The sequence below is a fragment of the Bartonella australis AUST/NH1 genome, from assembly GCF_000341355.1.
Taxonomy (GTDB): domain Bacteria; phylum Pseudomonadota; class Alphaproteobacteria; order Rhizobiales; family Rhizobiaceae; genus Bartonella; species Bartonella australis.
The window spans coordinates 123,730-143,975 of sequence record NC_020300.1 but is presented as its reverse complement, the minus strand read 5'-3'; the positions used below and the strand labels follow the sequence as shown (position 1 = coordinate 143,975).

Genomic DNA, 20,246 nt, shown 5'->3' with positions numbered 1-20,246 from the left:
GATTCTTTCTCGGTTAGCGCTCCCTAAATAACACTAGGATCAAAAACAGAACAAAGCGTACCCCAAAGCGTCTGAGCAGCAGCACGCTTCATTAAATCTTCATTACACACTGTGTTTTCATCGATACACCTATTAACAATTCGGTAATAAAGCCGCTTTTCGACAGGCGCGAAATAACGTACTTCAGCATCTTTATTTTTTGCGGCGACATCGCCCATACGGGGAGGATTAGAGAGCTGACGATACGATGCGCGATCAAGTTTTTGGCCATTTACTCGAGCCTTAGCAATCCAATTATCAAAATCTTTCAAAGACACAGAATGCCATTGAAAATGCATATTTGCGAAACCATCACCGCTATAATTCGCTGAGCTTCCACTAAATATTCCTTGCTTATCAGCCATTAAATGTAATTTAGCATTCATCTGCGGCATAGCGTAAAGAACCGTACCAAGCTTCGGCACCCAGAATGCATTAAGGGAACTTTCCGATGTTAATTGTAACAATACTTGGCGACCTTCTGGCGCATAAATTTCATTAACCGATGCAATACCATATTCGGGATAGATGAATAACCACTTCCAGTCCAGAGCAACAGCGTCTATTTGTAACGGCTTTTCCTCTCCGATAATATCCGCTGGAAGTGAATTCGAAGGCTCAAGCTTATAGGTATAATGAGCCGTAAATAAACCCAAAATTATCACGATAAAAATTGGAATGCCCCACATAAAGGCTTCGATTTTATTTGAATGCCCCCAATCAGGTAAATAGTCCTCTGTCGCCTTTGATGCACGATATTTGATGGCAAAAAAAACCACTGCAATCATTACTGGGATAACAACGCAAAGCATAACGAAAACGCATATAACGATTAAGACAAGCTGCTGGCGCGCAACGTACCCTGCTGGCTGGAGTACATCAATTTTACAGCCAGATAAAAGCAACGCCGTCCCTGAAACCACGAGCATCTTTATTTGTTGAACAACGCTTTTCATTCCTACTTGCCCCCATTACATTCACCGGCACTCTCTATAAATACCATGACAGCTTCTCGCAGATACGTCTTACTTATTTGAAAAAAATTATCAAGCAAATTCAAATACTCGTATTAATATCACCCGATTTTCTCTCCCTCCACCTCCTATTAATACTACTTAACCCACTTAGCGATATATTCAAGCGCAGAATCATACCCATCTCTCCCACACCCGGCAATAACTGAATCCACGTTCAAAAACATAAGAATAGTGATGAAAGACTTCACGTCGGTAAATATTCGATAAGCGAACCCCCTCTATCAATTCCGTAAATATCTTTAGTGCATCAAGAATTGCGACAGACGCGCGGCTATAAGTAGCCGGATTAATAATCAACCCGGCGCTCGCCTCAATCGCCGCCTATGCCCACTCTATCCATCGACCTTTACAATTACTTTGATAAAAGCGCAGCGTTACTTCGAGTTTTTCCGCACATTCTTTGTAAAATTTTTCCATATTTCCAATGCCATAAATTTCTAGCTCACGTCTACCAAAATAATTCAGACCGGGGCCATTTAAAATCATTATAACCGCAGATATAGCGAATCGCTTTTACTCAATTGTCACCCTATAAAAATCTATTAGCATGTTTCTTATTGTAACAAAGTTCCATCTTTTATCTCAAAAAATTCTGCACGCCCTTTTAAAGAATCAAACAAAATGCGGTCCGTCCCCGTCATAAATGTCTGCCCACCTAAATCGTCAAGAATATCGAATAAAGCGGAACGTCGATAAGAATCAAGATGAGCAGCCATTTCATCAAGCAAAAGGATGGGCGCCATATCCGACATCATACCTGTTAAACGCGCATGACATAAAACTAAACCCGTCAACAAAGCTTTCTGCTCGCCTGTTGAACAAGACGCTGCTGCCATATTTTTATCCGCATACAAAACCCGTAAATCTGTGCGATGTGGTCCTTCCAATGTCCGCCCTGCAGCACGATCGATTGCGCGATTACGACGTAAACGATCCAAAAATCGTTCCTCAACCTCAATCGCCGACGCCTCACTAAGAATCTTTTCTAAAAAGCCGTCAATTTGTAAAAAAGCCCGCGGAAAAGGTGTATAAACCGGTGTCTGTGCAAGCATGTCATTCAAAAACCGTATCATATCAATCCGCGCAGCCGCGATAGCAGTCGCAAGCTCGGCCATCTGAGCTTCCAAAGCATTAAACCACGCGTAGTCCTTACTCCCCTCTAACAATAAACGATTACGTGCACGCATGACCTTATCATAGTCTGCTATACGGCGACTATGCAAAGAGTCGATGGCTAAAACCATACGATCCAAAAAACGGCGTCGATCAAGCGAAGGTCCCACGAAGAGCTGATCCATAGAAGGAGTCAGAACGCTAATATGGCAGTAATCTGTCAAACAGTCACTCGCTTCATTCACGCCATTGATATGTATTTTTCGACCATTACCGCTAGCTTCTAAGGCCGTACCAATATTAACTTCACCATACAGAGCACACTGGAGACGCGCAAACACGACAAACCCGCCTTCTGTACCGTCAGACAAACTAACCTCAGAATACGCTGCACGCCGCAGACCGCGACCAGGAGAAAGAAAAGAAAGTGCTTCTAAAAGATTGGTCTTACCGGCACCGTTGCTACCGGTAAAAACCGCATGCTGGCCTGATAAATGAATATTGAAAGAGCAATAATTGCGGTAACGCGCCAACCTCAGCTGCCTTACTGCCACTTTATGTACATGACCAGCAACGCATTGCAAAACGTATTGCCCTCAAACACGAATGGGCATAAGCACATAAAGCGCCTCTGCATCACCATTATCACGAATTAGCGCAGGCGCCCCAGCCTCCGCAAGCATCAAAATCATCTCGTCACCTGAAAGTTGCGCCGCTATATCCAAAAGATAGCGTGAATTAAATCCGATCTCAAGAGGATCAGACGTATAATTTGCAACCAATTGATCCTCTGCACTCCCAGAGTCAGGATTATTAACGACAAGCCTCAATTGTCCATTTTCAACTATTAATTTCACTGCGCGTCCGCGATCACTCGAAATTGTTGAAACACGGTCAACGGCGGAAGAAAAATCCTGCCGATTTACAGTCAATTTTTTATCATTTCCGAGGGGAATAACACGTTGATATTCCGGAAAGGTTCCATCAATTAATTTTGACGTAAGAACCACAGATCCCACAGAAAAACAAATTTTCGCTTCCGAAAGCTCTACACACACGCCAGCATCGACTTCCTCCGCCAGAAGCTTTTGCAATTCTCCTACAACTTTACGGGGGATAATAACGCCCGGCATACCATCAACTCCCGAAGGAGCTTCCATATCAGCTTGTGCCAGGCGGTGGCCGTCAGTAGCAACTAAACGCAGTTTTAAGGTACCATCATCAATAACATGGAAGTAAACGCCATTAAGGTAGTAACGCGTTTCTTCAATAGAAATAGCGAACTGCGTACAATCAAGCAGACGCTTGAGACTCGACGCGGGTAAAGAAAACCGGCAACTAAACTGACCTGGAAGAGACTCTGGAAAATCTATTTTAGGAAGACATTGAAGTCGGAAATTAGCGCAGCCAGAGGTAATCGACATAGTACCGACCTGCTCTACATCAGCTGACAAAACGATATCACCGCCGTCGGGCAACTTGCGAACAATATCGTAAAGTAAATGCGCTGGAACAGTTGTCGCCCCTGCTTGTTCAACATTAGCGACAAAAGATTCTGTAACCTCTAAATCAAGATCCGTCGCTTTCAATTGCACGCTGCCCTCGCCCGCATCAATCAATATATTCGACAAAATAGGAATAGTATTACGGCGCTCAACCACGCGATGAACACGACCGAGAGATTTAAGAAATTGGCTGCGATCAACTGTAATACGCATTAAAAATCCCCGTTTATAATTTTTCAACGACTGTAAATTCACTAAATTAAAAAGCCCACGATTCATTCAAAAGAATCATGTGCCAAATTTTATTCAACATCCTTTAAAATGGCAATAGGCCACTCTGAATGCAACAACCGCTATCTCCCTACTGACACTCTGCAACATTTTTGACGATAGGGTGTGAATATAATGCTATACAGTCTGTTCTCCAATCAACCGCTTAAGCAATTCAAGTTCTTTCGCTAAAGTCTGATCGCCACAAACAGAATCTTCAATTTTACGCACTGCATGTAAGACTGTTGTATGATCGCGCCCCCCAAAACGGCGCCCAATTTCTGGCAACGAACGAGGCGTTAACATTTTCGCCAAATACATCGCGACTTGTCGTGGCTTAACGACCGTGCGAGTCCGGCGATTCGATAATAAATCTTGCTTAGAAACATTATAATGACGGGCGACCGTACGTTGAATTTCTTCAATCCTAATGCGCTTTGGTTCACCTGAACGCGTTAAATGGCCCAATAATTCGTCAATTCGCTCTAAAGATAAATCAGACTCAAAAGACTGACGAAACAGTAACTGGTTAAATGCCCCTTCAATATCACGGCCTGACCCCAAAACCGTTTTAGCAATATACTCCAAAACATCATCAGAAATTGCAATTGCATTATCATCCTGCTGCGCTGCCTTCAGCCGTTGACGCAACATCTTCAGGCGCATTTCATAATCAGGCGCCTCAACTTCAAGGGCTACTCCCCCTTGAAGACGAGAGCGAACCCGAAGATCAAGTGATTCCAATTCTGCCGGTGGGCGATCAGCCGCTACAACAACCTGTTTTGCACTATCAAGCAACATATTGAGCAAATGGCAAAATTCGTGCTGAATCGACTTTCCCTGTAAAAATTGCATATCATCGATAATTAAAAGATCGATATCACGTAACTGCTCCTTAAAAGAAAGAGCATCATTATCACGAATAGCTGTCGCAAAACGCCACATAAAATATTCAGCAGTCAGATAAATAACGCGCGCGGGCGTTAAACGCTTTAGTGCTGCAGCGGCAACAGCTTGCAGTAAGTGCGTTTTTCCTAAACCAACGGATGCGTGAATAAAAAGAGGATTAAACCGCAAAGCGCTTTTATGCCCCTCTGCAACTGAGCGTGCTGCAGCCAAAGCAACACGGTTAGAAGATCCTTCAACAAAATTCTCAAAAGTATAACGCGAATCAAGCGGTGAACCAAAAATGCCTACACGAGCAGATTTTACTGTATATTCTGCGCACTCTCCGATCAAAGATGAAGCAGCTTGTTCCTCAGAAACAGCAACAACAGGCCCCTCATCCGCCTTACATACAGCACCCTTCGAAACGCGCTTCATACCACGAACAACGACTTCAACACGGAGAATCGCTGAATTCTCCCGTTTCCACAAATTTGTTAAAAGGGAACCATAATGATTATTAATCCATGAGCGTAAAAACGCAGTAGGAACAGAAAGTTTCACGAGATTACGATTATACTCGGCAAGCTTCAAACGGCCAAACCAACTAGTATAAGCCTCAACACCAACCTGTGCCTTTAACTGAGCCATCACACGCGCAAAAGCGGACGCTCCTTCTTCCTCTAAAGCAATCAGACGCTCCGCAGAAGCATTCGCAACAACCGACCCACTTACATCCGCCATCTTGTCTATCATTCTCTCTGTAGACAGGATATCCACTGAAACCTTTTTAAAAGAACTGACTTTAGAGTTCAACTTATCCACCATTTTCCATCCCGATAAAAAACCACAATCCCGTCCTGCTAAGCAGCTCGAAAACTGCTCCGCGAGAGCAAGCACGCCCTTCCCCGAATAAGATTACTTATACCTCCGCCGGGATCACTCCATACCGACCCCAATTACAAAGGTAATTGATAAATTCATTTCGTACCGATCGCACGATACGCTCTTTTAAAATATACCAATAAAGGAAACCAAAGGATCCTGCCAGAAAACTTACTTAAGCTGAAGCCTCATATAGCCTACAACCCAAAGCACCCCCCCCCAATGCAACACGAAACAGAACACTCGGCTAACAAAAACCTTGTGTATCTTTAATTTCCATTAGAACCATACAAAACAGCAGAGGTAAAATGCAAGAGGTCAAAATACGATCGAAATATCGCAAAAAGCCGATATAAACCCGTAAACAGAAAGAACAAATGGGAAAGCTAATTGATTCAATTCACTTTTTTTTTGTAAAATTTACTAATAATTAAAGAATTTATTCGCTAAAAAAAAAAAATAAAAAAAGCTTGACAAAAAAGACTCTCTCAAAATTCACAGACCTTGTGGATAACTATCATAACATAAAAAACTTATTATATTTTTTGATAAAAATGGCACTATATAGATTCTGCCCAAAAATTAACAAAAAAACCAGCACCCTCACGGATACTGGCCCGATTCCTCTAAAGCAAAAAAATTAGGCGCTAAAATTCTTCAAACGCTTCGCCAAACGTGACACTTTCCGCGCTGCGGTGTTCTTATGAAAAACTCCTTTAGAAACTGCGCGCATAACCTCTGGTTCAAAGTTCTTAAAGGCCATTTCTGCAGACGCTTTATCGCCCCCAGCCAGAGCATCATCAAATTTACGAATAAAAGTACGAACGCGCGAACGACGGGCTTTGTTGACCCGTGTGCGGGCTGCAATTTTGCGCACCGCCTTTTTAGCCGAAAATGTATTCGCCATAAATATATCTCTCTCTTTTGACCTATCAGCAAGGACAACCAGAGCTATACCGGCATTAAAATACACACACCCCAACTCTGATAGCCGCCCCCCATCAGTGAGCTTATAACTTAACCTTAAAGCTAACGTCAATTGAATTTTCACGAATAAGTGTAAAAAACTAGAAGGACGTCCCAAGAGCCCGACTTAACGCGTACTTTAATAAACAAATAAACACTCTATTAAACAGCTAAATCACGCAAAACATATTGCAAAATACCGCCGTGACGCAAATAATCCAACTCATCTTCGGTATCAACACGGCACAATAATGGCATATTTTTTACTGTCCCGTCAGCAGAAGTAATCGTAGCCGTAACCCTCTGACGAGGCTTTAAATCATGAATGCCTCCAATTGTTATCTGTTCGTCCCCTTTTAGACCGAACGATTGCCAACTTGCACCGGCTTCAAACACAAATGGAACAATTCCCATACCAACGAGATTAGACCGGTGAATACGCTCAAAAGATTGAGCAATCACTGCTTTTATACCAAGAAGATTAGTGCCTTTAGCAGCCCAATCACGAGAAGACCCATTACCATACTCAATACCAGCAAAAACAACCAAGGGAACCCCCTCTCGCTTATACGCTATTGCTGCATCATAAATTGTTTTTTCTTCCCCCGATGGATAGTGGATTGTGTAGCCTCCTTCGCGACCATTTTCTCCCAACATAAAATTACGAATACGGATATTGGCGAAGGTCCCACGCATCATAACCTCGTGATTTCCACGACGAGTCCCATATTGATTAAAATCAGCTACTCCAACCCCGTGATCAGTTAAATATTTCCCGGCAGGCGAATCAAACTTAATCGACCCCGCAGGAGAAATATGATCAGTCGTAATTTTATCACCAAATAACCCTAAAATACGCGCATTTTTGATATCCCCTAACGGACTAGGGACCTTCGGCATTTTATCGAAATAAGGCGGGTTGCGTACATAAGTTGACTGATCATCCCAAGAATAAGTAGCGCCCGCAGGGAGCTGAACTTTTTGCCAATTTTCATCTCCTTTAAATACATCTGCATATTTCTCAACAAAAGTTTTACGGGTAACATTGCGCTCTATGAATTCCTGTATTTCCTTAGAAGTTGGCCAGATATCTCTCAAATAAACTGGCTGACCGTCTGAACCTTCACCAAGAGGTTCCTTCGTTAAATCCCTACGCACTGTTCCTACCAAAGCGTACGCGACCACCAAAGGCGGTGAGGCTAAATAATTAGCCTGTACATCGGGTGACACGCGCCCTTCAAAGTTGCGATTACCTGAAAGAACAGCTGCAGCAATTAAACCATTTTCATTAATCGTTTTAGAAATAACCGGCAGCAAAGGGCCAGAATTTCCAATACACGTCGTGCATCCAAAACCCACTAAATTAAACCCCAAGGCATCTAAATCTCGTTGAAGGCCTGATTCAGTGAGATACGCTTCAACTACCTGTGAACCAGGTGCAAGAGAAGTCTTAACCCATGGCTTACTTTTGAGACCTTTCGCCACAGCGTTACGCGCCAAAAGACCTGCAGCAATAAGGACACTCGGATTCGACGTATTTGTACAAGAAGTAATCGCAGCAATCACTATATCTCCATGACCAAGCTTATACTGCTCACCTTCAACCATATAGCGATCATTTTCCTCATCGGCTTTTTTATAGTCATTAGCCAAAGCTAACGTAAAATTCTGCCCGACATTTTCCAATGGAATACGCCCCTCTGGACGCTTAGGACCAGCCATAGAAGGCACAACACTGCCCATATCTAATTCAACTATATCGCTAAAGACGGGATCAATGGTTTTTCTGTCGCGCCACATCCCTTGCGCCTTAGAATAAGCTTCCACTAAAGCGATTCTATCTTCGTCACGCCCTGTCATATTAAGATAACGCACTGTTTCTTCATCGATTGGAAAAAAACCACAAGTCGCTCCATATTCGGGCGCCATATTCCCTATTGTAGCCCGATCAGCAATCGTCATATATTCTAAACCGGGGCCAAAAAATTCAACAAATTTGCCGACTACACCTTTTTTGCGCAAAATTTGCGTAACGAATAATACCAAATCAGTAGCCGTCACGCCTTCTTTGAGTCTGCCTGTCAAATAAAAACCGATAACTTCAGGTAGTAACATAGAAACCGGTTGTCCTAACATTGCTGCTTCTGCTTCGATACCACCAACGCCCCAACCTAAAACGCCTAAACCATTCACCATAGTTGTGTGCGAATCGGTCCCCACGCATGTATCAGGGTACGCAATCTGAGAATCGCCGTCGTTTTTTGTCCAAACGCACTGAGCTAAATATTCCAAATTAACCTGATGGCAAATTCCTGTTCCTGGGGGAACGACTCGAAAATTTTGAAAAGCCTGTTGCCCCCATTTGAGAAAACGATAACGTTCGCCGTTGCGCGCATATTCGTGCTCGACATTCTCCTTAAACGCCATCGAATTACCGAAATCGTCGACGATAATCGAGTGGTCAATTATAAGATCAACAGGGATGAGGGGGTTAATTTTCTCAGCGTTGCCCCCGAGCTTAACCATAGCGTCGCGCATCGCAGAAAGATCGACGACAGCGGGAACGCCAGTGAAATCTTGCATGAGGACGCGCGCGGGGCGGTAGGCGATTTCTGCACCGGCCCTACCTTTGTCGTTTAGCCACTTGGTAAAATTTAAAATGTCCTCTTTTTTAACTGTGCGGCCGTCTTCGAACCGTAATAAATTTTCGAGGAGGACCTTCATCGAAAACGGCAAACGGGAGATATCCCTGAGCCCGTTTTTTTCAGCTTCAACCAGGCTGTAATAGATGTATTCTTTGCCACGAACATTTAAAGTTTTACGACAACTGAAACTGTCAATTTGAGACATAACCATCCACCCTCATGTAACGTACTACAAACCGCCCATTTCCCGAAATAAACAACGCAAACCGCAAAAATGAACCGCAGTTCGAAAGCAGGTGCCGTCATTTTCGCTGTTCATTTTTCGCCTTCTGACCGGAAAATTCGGAAATTGGCCCCAAAACCCTACACCAGATACTGGCGCAACGCGTGCTTTATAGAACTATTTCTAGAACTATTCTAGGTACGATTACATAAAAAACGTGTTTTTTACTTCATATAATGTAATAAAAACTATAAAAATAGCAAAAAAATGAGCGGAAAGATGGTGTTATTGGGCAAAAATTTGGCGGCACGCAGAGATGAAAGAATTCTCTTCCAAGGCCTTTCTTTTTGTTTATACACGCAACAACTCGCGACAATTACCGGCCCAAATGGTATTGGAAAATCGACGTTGTTGCGAATTATTGTCGGTCTCCTTGAAGCAGCTGAAGGTTATGTAGTTTTCAAAAAAAACGGAAAAATATACCCTTTGGCGGCTGTATGCCATTATCTAAGTACTCAGAACGCTATGAAACCCTCTGTATCTGTTATTGACAATTTGCAATTTTGGGCAGCATTTTACGGACAACATTTCCGGTCCCCTCATGAAGCTCTTGCAGATGCAGGTCTTTCTGACCTTGAGCGTTTACCTTTTGGTATTTTATCAACTGGACAAAAAAGACGCGTAGCTATCGCCCGTCTTTTGCTATCATATCGCCCTATCTGGATTTTAGATGAACCAACATCAGGACTTGATAGTCATGCTCAGGCTGTCTTTTCTGAGCTTTTTCGACGCCATCTCAACCAAGGTGGAATGATTATAGCAGCAACTCATATGCCCCTTGGTCTTCCAGAAAATCACGTAATCGCTCTAGAGCGCTTTTTACCCCCTCAGGAACAATAGAATGATAGCACTCTTTTGGCGCGATCTTAAATTAACTTTAGCACCGCAAGCCCCTTGGCTAACGGGACTTTTATTTTTCATTGCCGTCATCGTCATAACTCCCTTTGCAGTCGGTCCAGATCCGGACATTCTTACACAAATAGGACCAGGGATGTTATGGATCGGAGCCTTTCTCGCAGGTCTCCTCAATCTTAGTAAACTTTTTCAAACTGACCGCGATGACGGAAGTCTCGACCAACTAATCCTCTCGAACCAAAGATATAGTCTAGCACTTATAGTTTTTACCAAATGTCTCGCACACTGGGCTGGGACTATGCTTCCTCTCATTTTTGCTACACCTGTTCTAGCTCCTTTGCTTCATTTAGACGCCATAACAACTTTTGCAACAATGTTGACTCTTTTATGTGGAACGCCCGCTATCATTTTTGTCGGCGCTATCGGTGCAGCTCTGACGACGACATTATTACACAGTGCTATTCTCATTTTCATTATTATCTTGCCAGGAACCATTCCAATCATGATTTTTGGCGTTGCAGCAGCTACAGCCTCGGCGGTATCGAGCACTTTTTTTCTTACTGCCTTAGCTTTTCTTATCGCTTTTTCGCTCTTTTTTAGTATTTTTAGCCCTTTTATAGCCGCTATGACACTCAAATATTTATTAGAATAGTAAAAGCTAATTGCCGCAATGCTGAAGTCTACCTATTATTAGGCCCATGAATAAATCACTACAAAAGAAAGAAATGCAATTTCCCCTCATAGATTCAGCCCGTTTTATGAAAATAAGCGGTGCTGCCTTGCCCTGGTTAACTGGAATAACATTGCTTTTTCTTATTGTAGGGTTAATCTTGATTATACGTTCTCCTGATGACTATCAACAAGGAATCACCGTCAGGATTATGTATATTCATGTACCATTTGCGTGGTTATCCACGCTCTGTTACATCGCAATGAGTATCGCTGCACTAGGAAGCCTGATTTGGAACCACGATCTTGCCAGTGTAGCTCTTAAATGCGGGGCGCCCATTGGAGCGGTCTTTACTGCCTTAGCCTTGATGACAGGAGCACTTTGGGGACGTTCTACGTGGGGGACATGGTGGGTGTGGGATGCTAGATTAACATCAGTTTTGATTTTGTTTTTTATCTATCTCGCCATTGTCACACTCGCTCGTGCTTTCGATAATCAAGCGAGAGCTGCGCACGCCATAGCAATTTTAACCTTAGTTGGACTTGTTGATATTCCTATCATTAAATTTTCTGTTAGTTGGTGGAACACACTTCATCAACCAACATCTTTTTTGCGTTCGGGCGCTATAACAATTGATCGTGCCATGCTGTGGCCGCTTATAACAATGATGCTTTGCTTCACCTTTATGTTTGCCTTGCTGTATTTAATGGCTATGCAAAATGAAATCGTCTGTCGTCATATTCGAACACTTCAAGCTAAAGCAGTGCATCGCGCCCGACATCAGGATTCTTCTTCATGCTTAACTTAAATAGCGATCAAATCGGGGTTTTAAGGAATTTTTCCCGGAAAATTGATTATTTTCTTGGCACGCTTCATCAAGAGCAAATTGTCGTTTTAAGCTATATGATTTCTGCAATTTCTCTGCTGTGCTTCCTTGGGCGTATTCTTTATAAAGGAGCATATCAAAAAAAAGTCCTGAGACAATTAAAAGAAAAAGAGTTAATTTGGAAAGAAAAACGCAATGAAAATCACTCCACTTAGAGCTGAAAAAAATACATCTTTTCTCGTCTTATTCGGTCTTTTAGGGCCGTTTTGCCTTTTTTTCCTTTTCATCACACTTCTCTTAAACTCTATGAACACAAAATATCCTAATGACGCTGCTTTTATTCCAAATATATTAGTTGGAAAACCCGCTCCTGAAACTGAACTTCCCTTATTAAATAGCGAAGGCTTTTTAAAATCCGAGCAGTTTAAGGGACGCGTGATATTGGTCAATTTTTGGGGATCATGGTGCCCATCCTGCCGTGAAGAACATGCCATCCTCGTAGAAATTGCGAAAGATAAACGCTTTAATCTCATTGGAATTAACTACAAAGATGACAAAGATCACGCTCAGCGCTTCTTAACCAATTTTGGTAATCCTTTTAAATCAGTTGGCTTTGATGTTTCAGGCCACGCGGCAATTAATTGGGGTGTATATGGGCCACCTGAAACATTTATTTTAAATAAAGAGAGCACCATCATCGCTAAACACATTGGTCCCTTAACGTGGCAAATTTATCAACGAGACATATTGCCGAAAATCGAAAAAGCCCTAGCTGCGGGAGAATCTGCCGGCAAAGAATGACTTATTTTACTGAAGTAGGCCGTTTTAGCCTTTTAATCTCCTTCCTTAAAAATCAGATAAATTAAAAATTACCTCTTAATTTAAGCTCCCGACATATTCAAAATATCTACCGATCTTTTTCTATGAATTCTGTTTTTTACTGAATATATTTTTTAGCTTCGTGAATGGCTCTTTCATAAATACCCTTCAACCCCCAAGCCATAACAAAGCCGCCTACACACCCTCTAAGGCATCTTTACCCACACGATCATCCCGATCATATCAATATAGAATTCCGCACATAGGGGGTATATCTGCCGATCTATCTAATCAATGATAAAAACTATTATGAAGAACATTCTCTCAAAAAACAGCACAAATTCTATTATGTGGCACCGCTAAAAAATTAACTCAAAAAAATACCACGGTAAAACTTAAACCAAAATACGTCAGTAGAATGAATAACTTCTGCTTCAATCACCTGTAATACCTCGTCTCTATTAACGCACGTCGTCATTGCAATTACATCAAGTAGTTACGCTTGAACGGAAGAAGACACGGTATCTATAAATAATTACTTTATATCCCCCTCTCAATGGTAAGTTAAGAGCACAAAACGCCGCCCTGAAGAGAAGATAGCCCTCCATATTCCCGGCTAAATCTCACTTACGGGATATAAATTCAATATCCAATATATCTGGATATTACGCTCTCGCCCGTCGCCTCTCGGATATTGGCTGAAATGCTATCTTAGCGTGAAAAGCACAATAAGGACTGCTTTCACCGGAATCAGCGCCACAAAAATGAAAATCCGGCGATAAAGGGTCTCCGACCGGCCATCTGCATGTATTTTCATTCAATTGTAGCAGATTAAGATGACGCGATATAGGCACAACCACATTCGATGTCGCAGATGCGTCAACTTCTGCTGCATCTTCTGTTGAAAACTCCACCCTCAAATTCGCCGCTCCAACACTGCGAGAAGCGGTACTCTCTGACGACATAGATGAGGCAGTACGGCGCACCGACGGTGCTGATGAATTAGCACTTGTCAATGTTTTTTGTGTACGTGACACTACTTGTACCGCTTTACCGCGCCCTGGTAATTTTAGCCGATGTACTTTACCGATCACCGCATTCCTGCTGACCCCACCCATCTGAACTGCAATTTGACTTGCACTCAGACCCTCACTCCAAAGCTTTTTAAGAAGCTCAACGCGCTCACATGTCCAACCCATACCAGAACTCCATCCCGACAACCACCCCGCTGAGATACACTCAATCGCATCCTCAGACATCTCAACTATACTCTGAACAGCTCAGCAGGAAATCTCCATAATCAACCACGCATCAAAAGACTCCGTTCACCCCCCGCAAGGTCTACAGGCGGAAATATAGCCCTGCTCACTCACTCAAACTACAATATACACCGACTCTATGACAAGGGCCTTTATCCTCTGAAGCACCCTTTTAAAATGTTTTCCCCAACTTGCGCGTCATATCACAGACAATATCCTTACATTCACACGTAAAACACCTCATTGAAACCTCAATTGACTTTTCGTCGATTGGCGCGGTAATCTGCCTTAGCCGACTATCAACGGCGTTGCATTAATGAACACTGCGTTATTCTGCTTATCACGTTGCAGTGCTTTACAAATAAAGGAAATAATGATGAGCACTACCCCTACGCAACCACTCTATGACGTTTTCTCTCGACGCGATTTACGTTTTGAACGGGGCAGTGGTGTATGGCTTATTTCCGACAAAGGGGAACGTTATCTTGATTTCACGTCTGGTATTGCTGTCAATGTTTTAGGATACACTCACCCAAAATTAATCGACGCTATTAAAATACAGGCGGGAAAACTTTGGCATATTTCCAACCTTTTTCAATCACCTGAACAAGAAACACTTGCTGCACGTCTTTGCGCAAACAGCTTCGCCGACAAAGTTTTTTTCTGTAATTCTGGTGCTGAAGCACTAGAGTGTTCATTTAAAACGGCCCGCCGTTATCATTATTCATCCGGCCAGCCAGAACGTACTGAAATCATCTCCTTTGAAGGCGCATTTCACGGCCGTACACTCGCGACGCTCGCGGCTAGCGGACGAGAAAAATATCTTGAAGGCTGTGGTCCTAGGGCTGGTGGCTTTATTCAAGTCCCTTTCAATAATGAACAAGCTTTGCGCAACGCCATTAACGAAAATACCGCGGCTCTCCTCATTGAACCTATTCAAGGAGAAGGAGGGCTGCGCGTAGTATCTGATGAAACTTTGAAATTTTTGCGCAAATTATGCGATGAAAACAACTTATTACTGATCTTAGATGAAGTCCAAACTGGCATCGGACGAACAGGAAAACTCTTCGCTTATGAATGGAGCGGCGTCACGCCTGATATCTTAACCCTCGCAAAAGGATTAGGTGGTGGCTTCCCATTAGGGGCTTGTCTTGCGACAAACAAAGCCGCTAAAGGCATGACACTAGGGACTCACGGTTCAACATTTGGAGGTAATCTTCTTGGCATGGCTGTCAGCAACGGTATTTTTGACATTATCCTGAAACAGAGCTTTCTCGATCATGTTCAATATATGGGCCATAAGCTTAAACAAGGACTTTCAGCTATCCTCGACAGTTATCCTGATATTATATGTTCAGTTCGGGGTATAGGCCTTATGCTGGGCATCCAGTGTGTTGTTCCCCAAAATGAAGTCGTCAGCGCATTAGAAAATGAATATATTTTGACCGTTAATTCCGGCAATAATACAGTGCGCTTATTGCCTCCTCTTATTATAACTGAAGAAGAAATGTGTGAAGGCTTACATCGTATTGAAAAAGCAATCGCTAATCTTTCGCAGACCAACAAAAAAAGGCAAGCATAATATCATGGTAAATACTCTTCACCACTTTGCCGATTTACCTATTTTAATCCCAAAAACAGCGCGATTTATCGTTAATTACACAAAAACTCTTAAAGAAATTTTTAAAGCAAGGAAAGACCTAAAATCCCCCGGTGATGAAACACTGGCGACGATTTTTAAAATTATCTACACGAACCTGCATTTCATTCGGTGTCGGCATGCATCAGCTCGGTGGGGAGATACCATTATGTTAACTAATTCAAAAATGCGCCTTGGCCACAGAAAAACTACCACCGAGACAGCGCGCATATTACCGCATTCCATCGTTTTCGACGCAGCCGAAAACTGCCTTCATATTCGAAAAGAAGCTATTTTTTGGCGTTTGCAAGATACATTTTTCCCTATACAATAAATTCGTAAAAAAGTAAAAATATGAATGAAGCATGTAAAAAAATCGAGGACAAAAGCCTTCTAAATAAATCTTACTTAGGTGGAGATGACATTGTTGTTCCCTTTCAAGTCGAAGGACTTGATACTCGTGGGCGCGCTGTGCAGCTTGGAAAAACTTTAAATTCTATCCTCGCAAGACATCAATATCCCGAACCAGTCTCTTATCTTCTGGCGGAAGCTTTAGTTTTGACCGTTTTGCTCGGAACATCGCTCAAACTTAGAGGAAAATTTATTTTACAAACTCATTCTGATGGGCCAGTCAATATGTTGGTATGCGATTTTACTCCTCCCTCAAGTCTGCGTGGTTATGCTCGCTTTGATGAAGAAAGCTTAAAACAAACAATAGCTAGTAATCAAACATCTTCAGAAATGCTGCTTGGCAAAGGAACCTTGGCTTTTACGATTGACCAAGGTGCTCATATGCAACGCTATCAGGGAATTGTTGCATTAGATGGAGAAAATTTACAGAAGGTTTCTTGTAATTATTTTGGCCAATCAGAACAAATTCCTACAGATATCCGCTTAGCAGTCGCCGTATTAGTGAATCGTGATCAACAGGGGGAAGTAAAAAAAAGCTGGCGCGCAGGGGGAATTTTAACTCAACTTTTGCCTCAAGCATCGCTTCAAGATAAAACATACGGAACAAATCAAAAAACAGAAAAAGTTAAAAGCCGTTCCCAACTCGAAGAGCAGTGGCGAGAAGCAAAAATAATGACAGCAACCATTGAAAGTGCGGAACTTACTGATCCTGAAATTAGTACTGAACGGCTGCTGTTCCGACTTTTTCACGAACGAGATGTCACAGTTTTTAAAACTCTCCCTATTATAGACCAGTGCTCGTGTTCGCACACAAAAATTAAAGAAATATTAGAGGGATTTCCTTCTGAAGAACGCGCTCAAATGGCCGAAAATCAACAAATTTCCGTTACATGCGAATTTTGCTCGACAGCTTATCATTTTAAACTGGCAGAACTTTCTGAAATTAAAAATTGAGCGGTCTTTTTATGAAAGACCCCTTTTATCTTTATCAAACAACAATGCGAATCTTTTAAAATAAAGAACAGTTGCCACGCACACCACGAAAATGAGTTCACAGACTTTATCAAAGCAGCTCACTGCTGAAAATACGTTTCCTGCTTTTATAACGCCCCTATCATGCTTGGCGCATAAAAAATTAATATTTCAGATATTCTTGCGATAGTTTTTAATGATAAGAACGGGCTTCGATTATAATTTATTTTTCCGAAAAAAAACAACCGCAAATTACTTTTTGGCTTTTATCGGGCAGCTTTCAGCAAAATCACCCACTTTTGTCAGCACAATAGCGCTATAGAAATTAAAACACCCCAAATAGTACGGCGAAAACACCCTCTTACATATTGCTCTCAAAAGAACATGATCTGAAGAACAATATATCTAAATCTATCATTGAATCTAAAACAGGCCAGATAACTTCGCGCCTTCTCCTCTCATATCAAATGTTGCAACTGTATATAAAGTGCACCATTGCCACCATGCCGTTGAGCCGCCTGCTCAAACGCGTAGACATAGCATCGAAAAATCGGCGTTGACAACCAATGAGGAACCAACCGGCACAAAACACCATCACTTCCGTGCGAACGGCCCTTTCCTGTTATTACTAAAACGTAGCGCAATCCACGCTGCTGAGATGATTGTAAAAACTTTTTTAAAGAAAAATAGGCCTTTTCCTGTATGAGACCATGAAGATCAAGACGCGCTTCGATAGGATAGCGACCTTTGGCAAGTTTACGGTGCGCTGTGTGATCAAAGGAATAGATTTTGTCTGTTTGCGCTAGCACCCTATTCTCCTCTTTAACCATCATCGGCTTCTGTTGATGTTTTTGAGAAAATGAGTGGACTTTTGTTCTTTTTAATTTTTCATTTTTGCTGCTTTCAGTGTCTTCACGAACAGAAGAACGAAGCTTGCCACGAAGCGGTAACGTAGTGCGACACACCATCTCCCATAATAGACGGTCCCCTAAAACCAATGGGCTCTGTTTCTTTTCCCATTTATCCCCGAACATTTCTTTCTTTGACCTCTATTTGATCTTTAAAAACGCTCCTCAAATAAAAATTTATCCTAATTTTCACCTTCCGTTGCGAACAGTTTCCAATTTGGATCCCGTGATGTGCTATCGCGAACAAAGGTCCAGACATCTTTGATTTCTACAATAGCCTCGGGATCACCATCTACACGCTCCCCCCGTTCATTATAAGTTACAGAAATAATTTCACTGACAATACGCACTGTCACAAATTCTTCTCTTTTCTGCGCTTCTGCCGCGATAAATTCAGCCTTGTTAATCCCGACAAAAGTAAACTGGACTTTTTCATTGCTTCCCTCGCGTCGCTCAATAGCCGTACAAAAACTCTCAAAAACATCTTGAGAAAGCAGCTTCTTAAGCTTGTCGCGATCTCCTTGTGCAAAAGCTGTCACAATCATTTCGTAAGCGATCTGGACACCATTCATAAAAAATTGAGGGGAAAAAGTGGGGTCAATCTGACGTATAGCACGTAGACCGTCATTGAGCGCGCTCCCTTCTGGCGCAATTGCGTCAATTTCACCAAAATCACTTTTTTGTGAATTAATCTGATTAGGAAACGAAACAACCTTATCGGTCGTTTCTGATTCAGCATGTTTTTCGGAGCGGCCCGAATAAGGATCAAAAGGAGGCTTTTCAAAACCAGTCCGCTTCCCTAATACACTACGCAGCTGCATAAAAACGACAACCATGACAAAGAGGGCTATTATAAATACAACATCAAATTCCATGGGGGCTGTCAATCTCCGAACCTAAAATGATCTATTATAAACATTACAGTCCATACCATTTATCAATAAACATGTAAAATAAGTAAACCCACTGCTCAAATCGTCCATGACTCTCAGTTTAAGTTTAAAAAATGATTATATAATTTCTATAAAAACGTTGAGAAGGAATTTCTTTTGACAAAATTTTATCATATAAAGCCCCGTTTTTTTATAATTATTACCCTCGGTATCCTCTTCACTGAAATTGCCGGTTTTATCCTTGTTGGGAGGGAAATCGGGATTTTGGCGACTTTGAGTTTGACTCTCTTAACAATGATAAGCGGAATTATTGTGCTACGCATCCGAGGTTATAGCCTTTTACAAAATATACAGAGTGGATTCGCCCAAGGAAGCGCGCCAGAATATTACGTGGCCGAAAATACCTTAATTATTATCGGTGCAATTCTGCTTGTTCTTCCTGGTTTTGTGAGCGATATTTTAGGAATATTTCTTCTTATAAAACCTATGCGTATTTTTCTTCTTTTATTGTTTAAAAACAGAACGAACACCCGTTCTCGAACCAATTCTAATGCTCAAGAGGGAGCTGAAAAAATAATCGAGCTTAACGCAGAAGATTATCAACGCTATAACACTGAAGAATCTCCTTGGCGTAAAAATGACGATGATTATTAATGCGCAAAAAACTGTAATAAACGCACAAAAAGTAACAAAAGCAAAGGAGACCTTTCTTGAAACCCTGTGCAAGGCATGATAACCACATCATCCTCGAATATAAAATAAAAATGTATATATCACAATGGAAGGTTTATGCATGGCCGAAGATAAAATAGAGAATAATAGTGGTGAACCAGTTTTCGCTGTATTGACCCAGTATCTAAAAGATTTCTCGTTTGAGAATCCAAATGCTCCTCGTTCGCTGCGTCCACGAGAAAGTGCGCCGCCAATTGATATCAACATTAATGTCAATGCCAATCCGATCGGTGATGATAATTATGATGTAGTGTTATCTTTGTCGGTTACGGCTGGTGATAAAACTGAAACATTGTTTCATGTAGAATTGGTCTACGGAGGTGTTTTTCATATTCAAAATATCCCACAAGAGCATATTATGCCCTTGGTCTTTATTGAATGCCCCCGTCTTTTGTTTCCTTTTGCACGACAAATCATATCTGAAGCTACTCAAAATGGCGGTTTTCCTCCCTTGTGGATTGATCCAATTGATTTTGCTGCTTTGTTTCAAAAACGTGTTGCTGAAGAACAAAAAAGCAATCAAACGCAGTCATCTTAAAAATTTGTTTGCGCAATCACACAAAACCCATTCCTTATATTTTTCATTATAAAAATTCACTGGAATTCCAGGGATGGGGGGGGTTTTTTAAGCTAT

General features: G+C 41.9%; 19 protein-coding genes and 1 pseudogene. 10 read left to right on the top strand and 10 right to left on the bottom strand.

The features are described from left to right. Positions 1-23: 23 nt before the first annotated feature. From cyoA to acnA, 7 genes and pseudogenes are all read right to left on the bottom strand, one after another. Positions 24-995: a ubiquinol oxidase subunit II gene (cyoA, locus tag BANH1_RS00650; RefSeq protein ID WP_015397524.1), complete on the bottom strand. Its 972-nt coding sequence runs from the start codon at positions 993-995 to the stop codon at positions 24-26. A 155-nt stretch (positions 996-1,150) separates the two neighbouring features. Further along, positions 1,151-1,577, bottom strand: a pseudogene (locus BANH1_RS00645) (type II 3-dehydroquinate dehydratase). A gap of 53 nt (positions 1,578-1,630) precedes the next feature. After that, positions 1,631-2,773 carry a DNA replication/repair protein RecF gene (recF, locus tag BANH1_RS00640; protein ID WP_015397523.1) on the bottom strand — a complete coding sequence of 381 codons (1,143 nt, stop codon included), beginning with the start codon at positions 2,771-2,773 and terminating at the stop codon, positions 1,631-1,633. Between the two features lie 12 nt (positions 2,774-2,785). Beyond that, positions 2,786-3,907, bottom strand: a complete 1,122-nt coding sequence (dnaN, locus tag BANH1_RS00635) for a DNA polymerase III subunit beta (RefSeq protein WP_015397522.1) — start codon at positions 3,905-3,907, stop codon at positions 2,786-2,788. A gap of 195 nt (positions 3,908-4,102) precedes the next feature. After that, positions 4,103-5,677: a chromosomal replication initiator protein DnaA gene (gene dnaA / locus BANH1_RS00630; RefSeq protein ID WP_015397521.1), complete on the bottom strand. Its 1,575-nt coding sequence runs from the start codon at positions 5,675-5,677 to the stop codon at positions 4,103-4,105. A gap of 697 nt (positions 5,678-6,374) precedes the next feature. Next, positions 6,375-6,641, bottom strand: coding sequence for a 30S ribosomal protein S20 (gene rpsT, locus BANH1_RS00625; protein WP_015397520.1), 267 nt, complete (start codon positions 6,639-6,641; stop codon positions 6,375-6,377). A gap of 221 nt (positions 6,642-6,862) precedes the next feature. After that, complete coding sequence (gene acnA / locus BANH1_RS00620; RefSeq protein WP_015397519.1) at positions 6,863-9,550, bottom strand: aconitate hydratase AcnA; 2,688 nt, start codon at positions 9,548-9,550, stop codon at positions 6,863-6,865. A 297-nt stretch (positions 9,551-9,847) separates the two neighbouring features. On the opposite strand from acnA, the gene ccmA reads away from it, so the two are divergent. The 5 genes from ccmA (at position 9,848) to BANH1_RS00595 (ending at position 12,780) form a co-directional block, all read left to right on the top strand. After that, entirely contained in the window at positions 9,848-10,468 is a 621-nt protein-coding gene (ccmA, locus tag BANH1_RS00615) for a heme ABC exporter ATP-binding protein CcmA (RefSeq protein ID WP_015397518.1), read from the top strand. 1 nt (position 10,469) lies between these two features. After that, positions 10,470-11,135: a heme exporter protein CcmB gene (ccmB, locus tag BANH1_RS00610; RefSeq protein WP_015397517.1), complete on the top strand. Its 666-nt coding sequence runs from the start codon at positions 10,470-10,472 to the stop codon at positions 11,133-11,135. Between the two features lie 73 nt (positions 11,136-11,208). Beyond that, positions 11,209-11,961: a heme ABC transporter permease gene (locus BANH1_RS00605; RefSeq protein ID WP_420804619.1), complete on the top strand. Its 753-nt coding sequence runs from the start codon at positions 11,209-11,211 to the stop codon at positions 11,959-11,961. Continuing rightward, positions 11,949-12,194 (top strand): hypothetical protein, encoded by a 246-nt coding sequence (locus tag BANH1_RS07475; protein ID WP_015397515.1) that lies wholly within the window; start codon positions 11,949-11,951, stop codon positions 12,192-12,194. The genes BANH1_RS00605 and BANH1_RS07475 overlap by 13 nt, the downstream gene beginning before the upstream one ends. After that, a complete protein-coding gene (locus tag BANH1_RS00595) occupies positions 12,175-12,780 on the top strand; it encodes a DsbE family thiol:disulfide interchange protein (protein ID WP_015397514.1) in 606 nt (201 codons plus the stop codon). The genes BANH1_RS07475 and BANH1_RS00595 overlap by 20 nt, the downstream gene beginning before the upstream one ends. A gap of 683 nt (positions 12,781-13,463) precedes the next feature. On the opposite strand, the gene BANH1_RS00590 is transcribed toward BANH1_RS00595, so the two are convergent. Next, a complete protein-coding gene (locus tag BANH1_RS00590; protein ID WP_015397513.1) occupies positions 13,464-13,997 on the bottom strand; it encodes a GcrA family cell cycle regulator in 534 nt (177 codons plus the stop codon). Positions 13,998-14,433: 436 nt separating this feature from the next. Between BANH1_RS00590 and BANH1_RS00585 the strand changes: the two genes are divergently transcribed. Genes BANH1_RS00585 through BANH1_RS00575 form a run of 3 tightly spaced genes read left to right on the top strand, consistent with a single transcriptional unit; the run spans position 14,434 to position 17,061 of the window. Beyond that, positions 14,434-15,639, top strand: a complete 1,206-nt coding sequence (locus BANH1_RS00585; RefSeq protein ID WP_015397512.1) for an aspartate aminotransferase family protein — start codon at positions 14,434-14,436, stop codon at positions 15,637-15,639. A 4-nt stretch (positions 15,640-15,643) separates the two neighbouring features. After that, positions 15,644-16,030, top strand: a complete 387-nt coding sequence (locus tag BANH1_RS07610) for a hypothetical protein (protein ID WP_051039087.1) — start codon at positions 15,644-15,646, stop codon at positions 16,028-16,030. Positions 16,031-16,050: 20 nt separating this feature from the next. Further along, positions 16,051-17,061 carry an Hsp33 family molecular chaperone gene (locus BANH1_RS00575; protein ID WP_015397511.1) on the top strand — a complete coding sequence of 337 codons (1,011 nt, stop codon included), beginning with the start codon at positions 16,051-16,053 and terminating at the stop codon, positions 17,059-17,061. 476 nt (positions 17,062-17,537) lie between these two features. On the opposite strand, the gene BANH1_RS00570 is transcribed toward BANH1_RS00575, so the two are convergent. Next, entirely contained in the window at positions 17,538-18,113 is a 576-nt protein-coding gene (locus BANH1_RS00570; protein ID WP_015397510.1) for a Smr/MutS family protein, read from the bottom strand. A 56-nt stretch (positions 18,114-18,169) separates the two neighbouring features. Next, positions 18,170-18,862 carry a Tim44/TimA family putative adaptor protein gene (locus BANH1_RS00565; protein ID WP_015397509.1) on the bottom strand — a complete coding sequence of 231 codons (693 nt, stop codon included), beginning with the start codon at positions 18,860-18,862 and terminating at the stop codon, positions 18,170-18,172. 174 nt (positions 18,863-19,036) lie between these two features. Here BANH1_RS00565 and BANH1_RS00560 point away from each other — a divergent pair, with 174 nt between their 5' ends. Both BANH1_RS00560 and secB read left to right on the top strand, forming a co-directional pair. Next, the gene (locus BANH1_RS00560; RefSeq protein ID WP_015397508.1) at positions 19,037-19,534 is read left to right on the top strand and encodes an FxsA family protein; all 498 of its coding nucleotides are present in this window, start codon (positions 19,037-19,039) and stop codon (positions 19,532-19,534) included. Positions 19,535-19,673: 139 nt separating this feature from the next. Further along, entirely contained in the window at positions 19,674-20,150 is a 477-nt protein-coding gene (gene secB / locus BANH1_RS00555; protein WP_015397507.1) for a protein-export chaperone SecB, read from the top strand. Positions 20,151-20,246 lie beyond the last annotated feature (96 nt).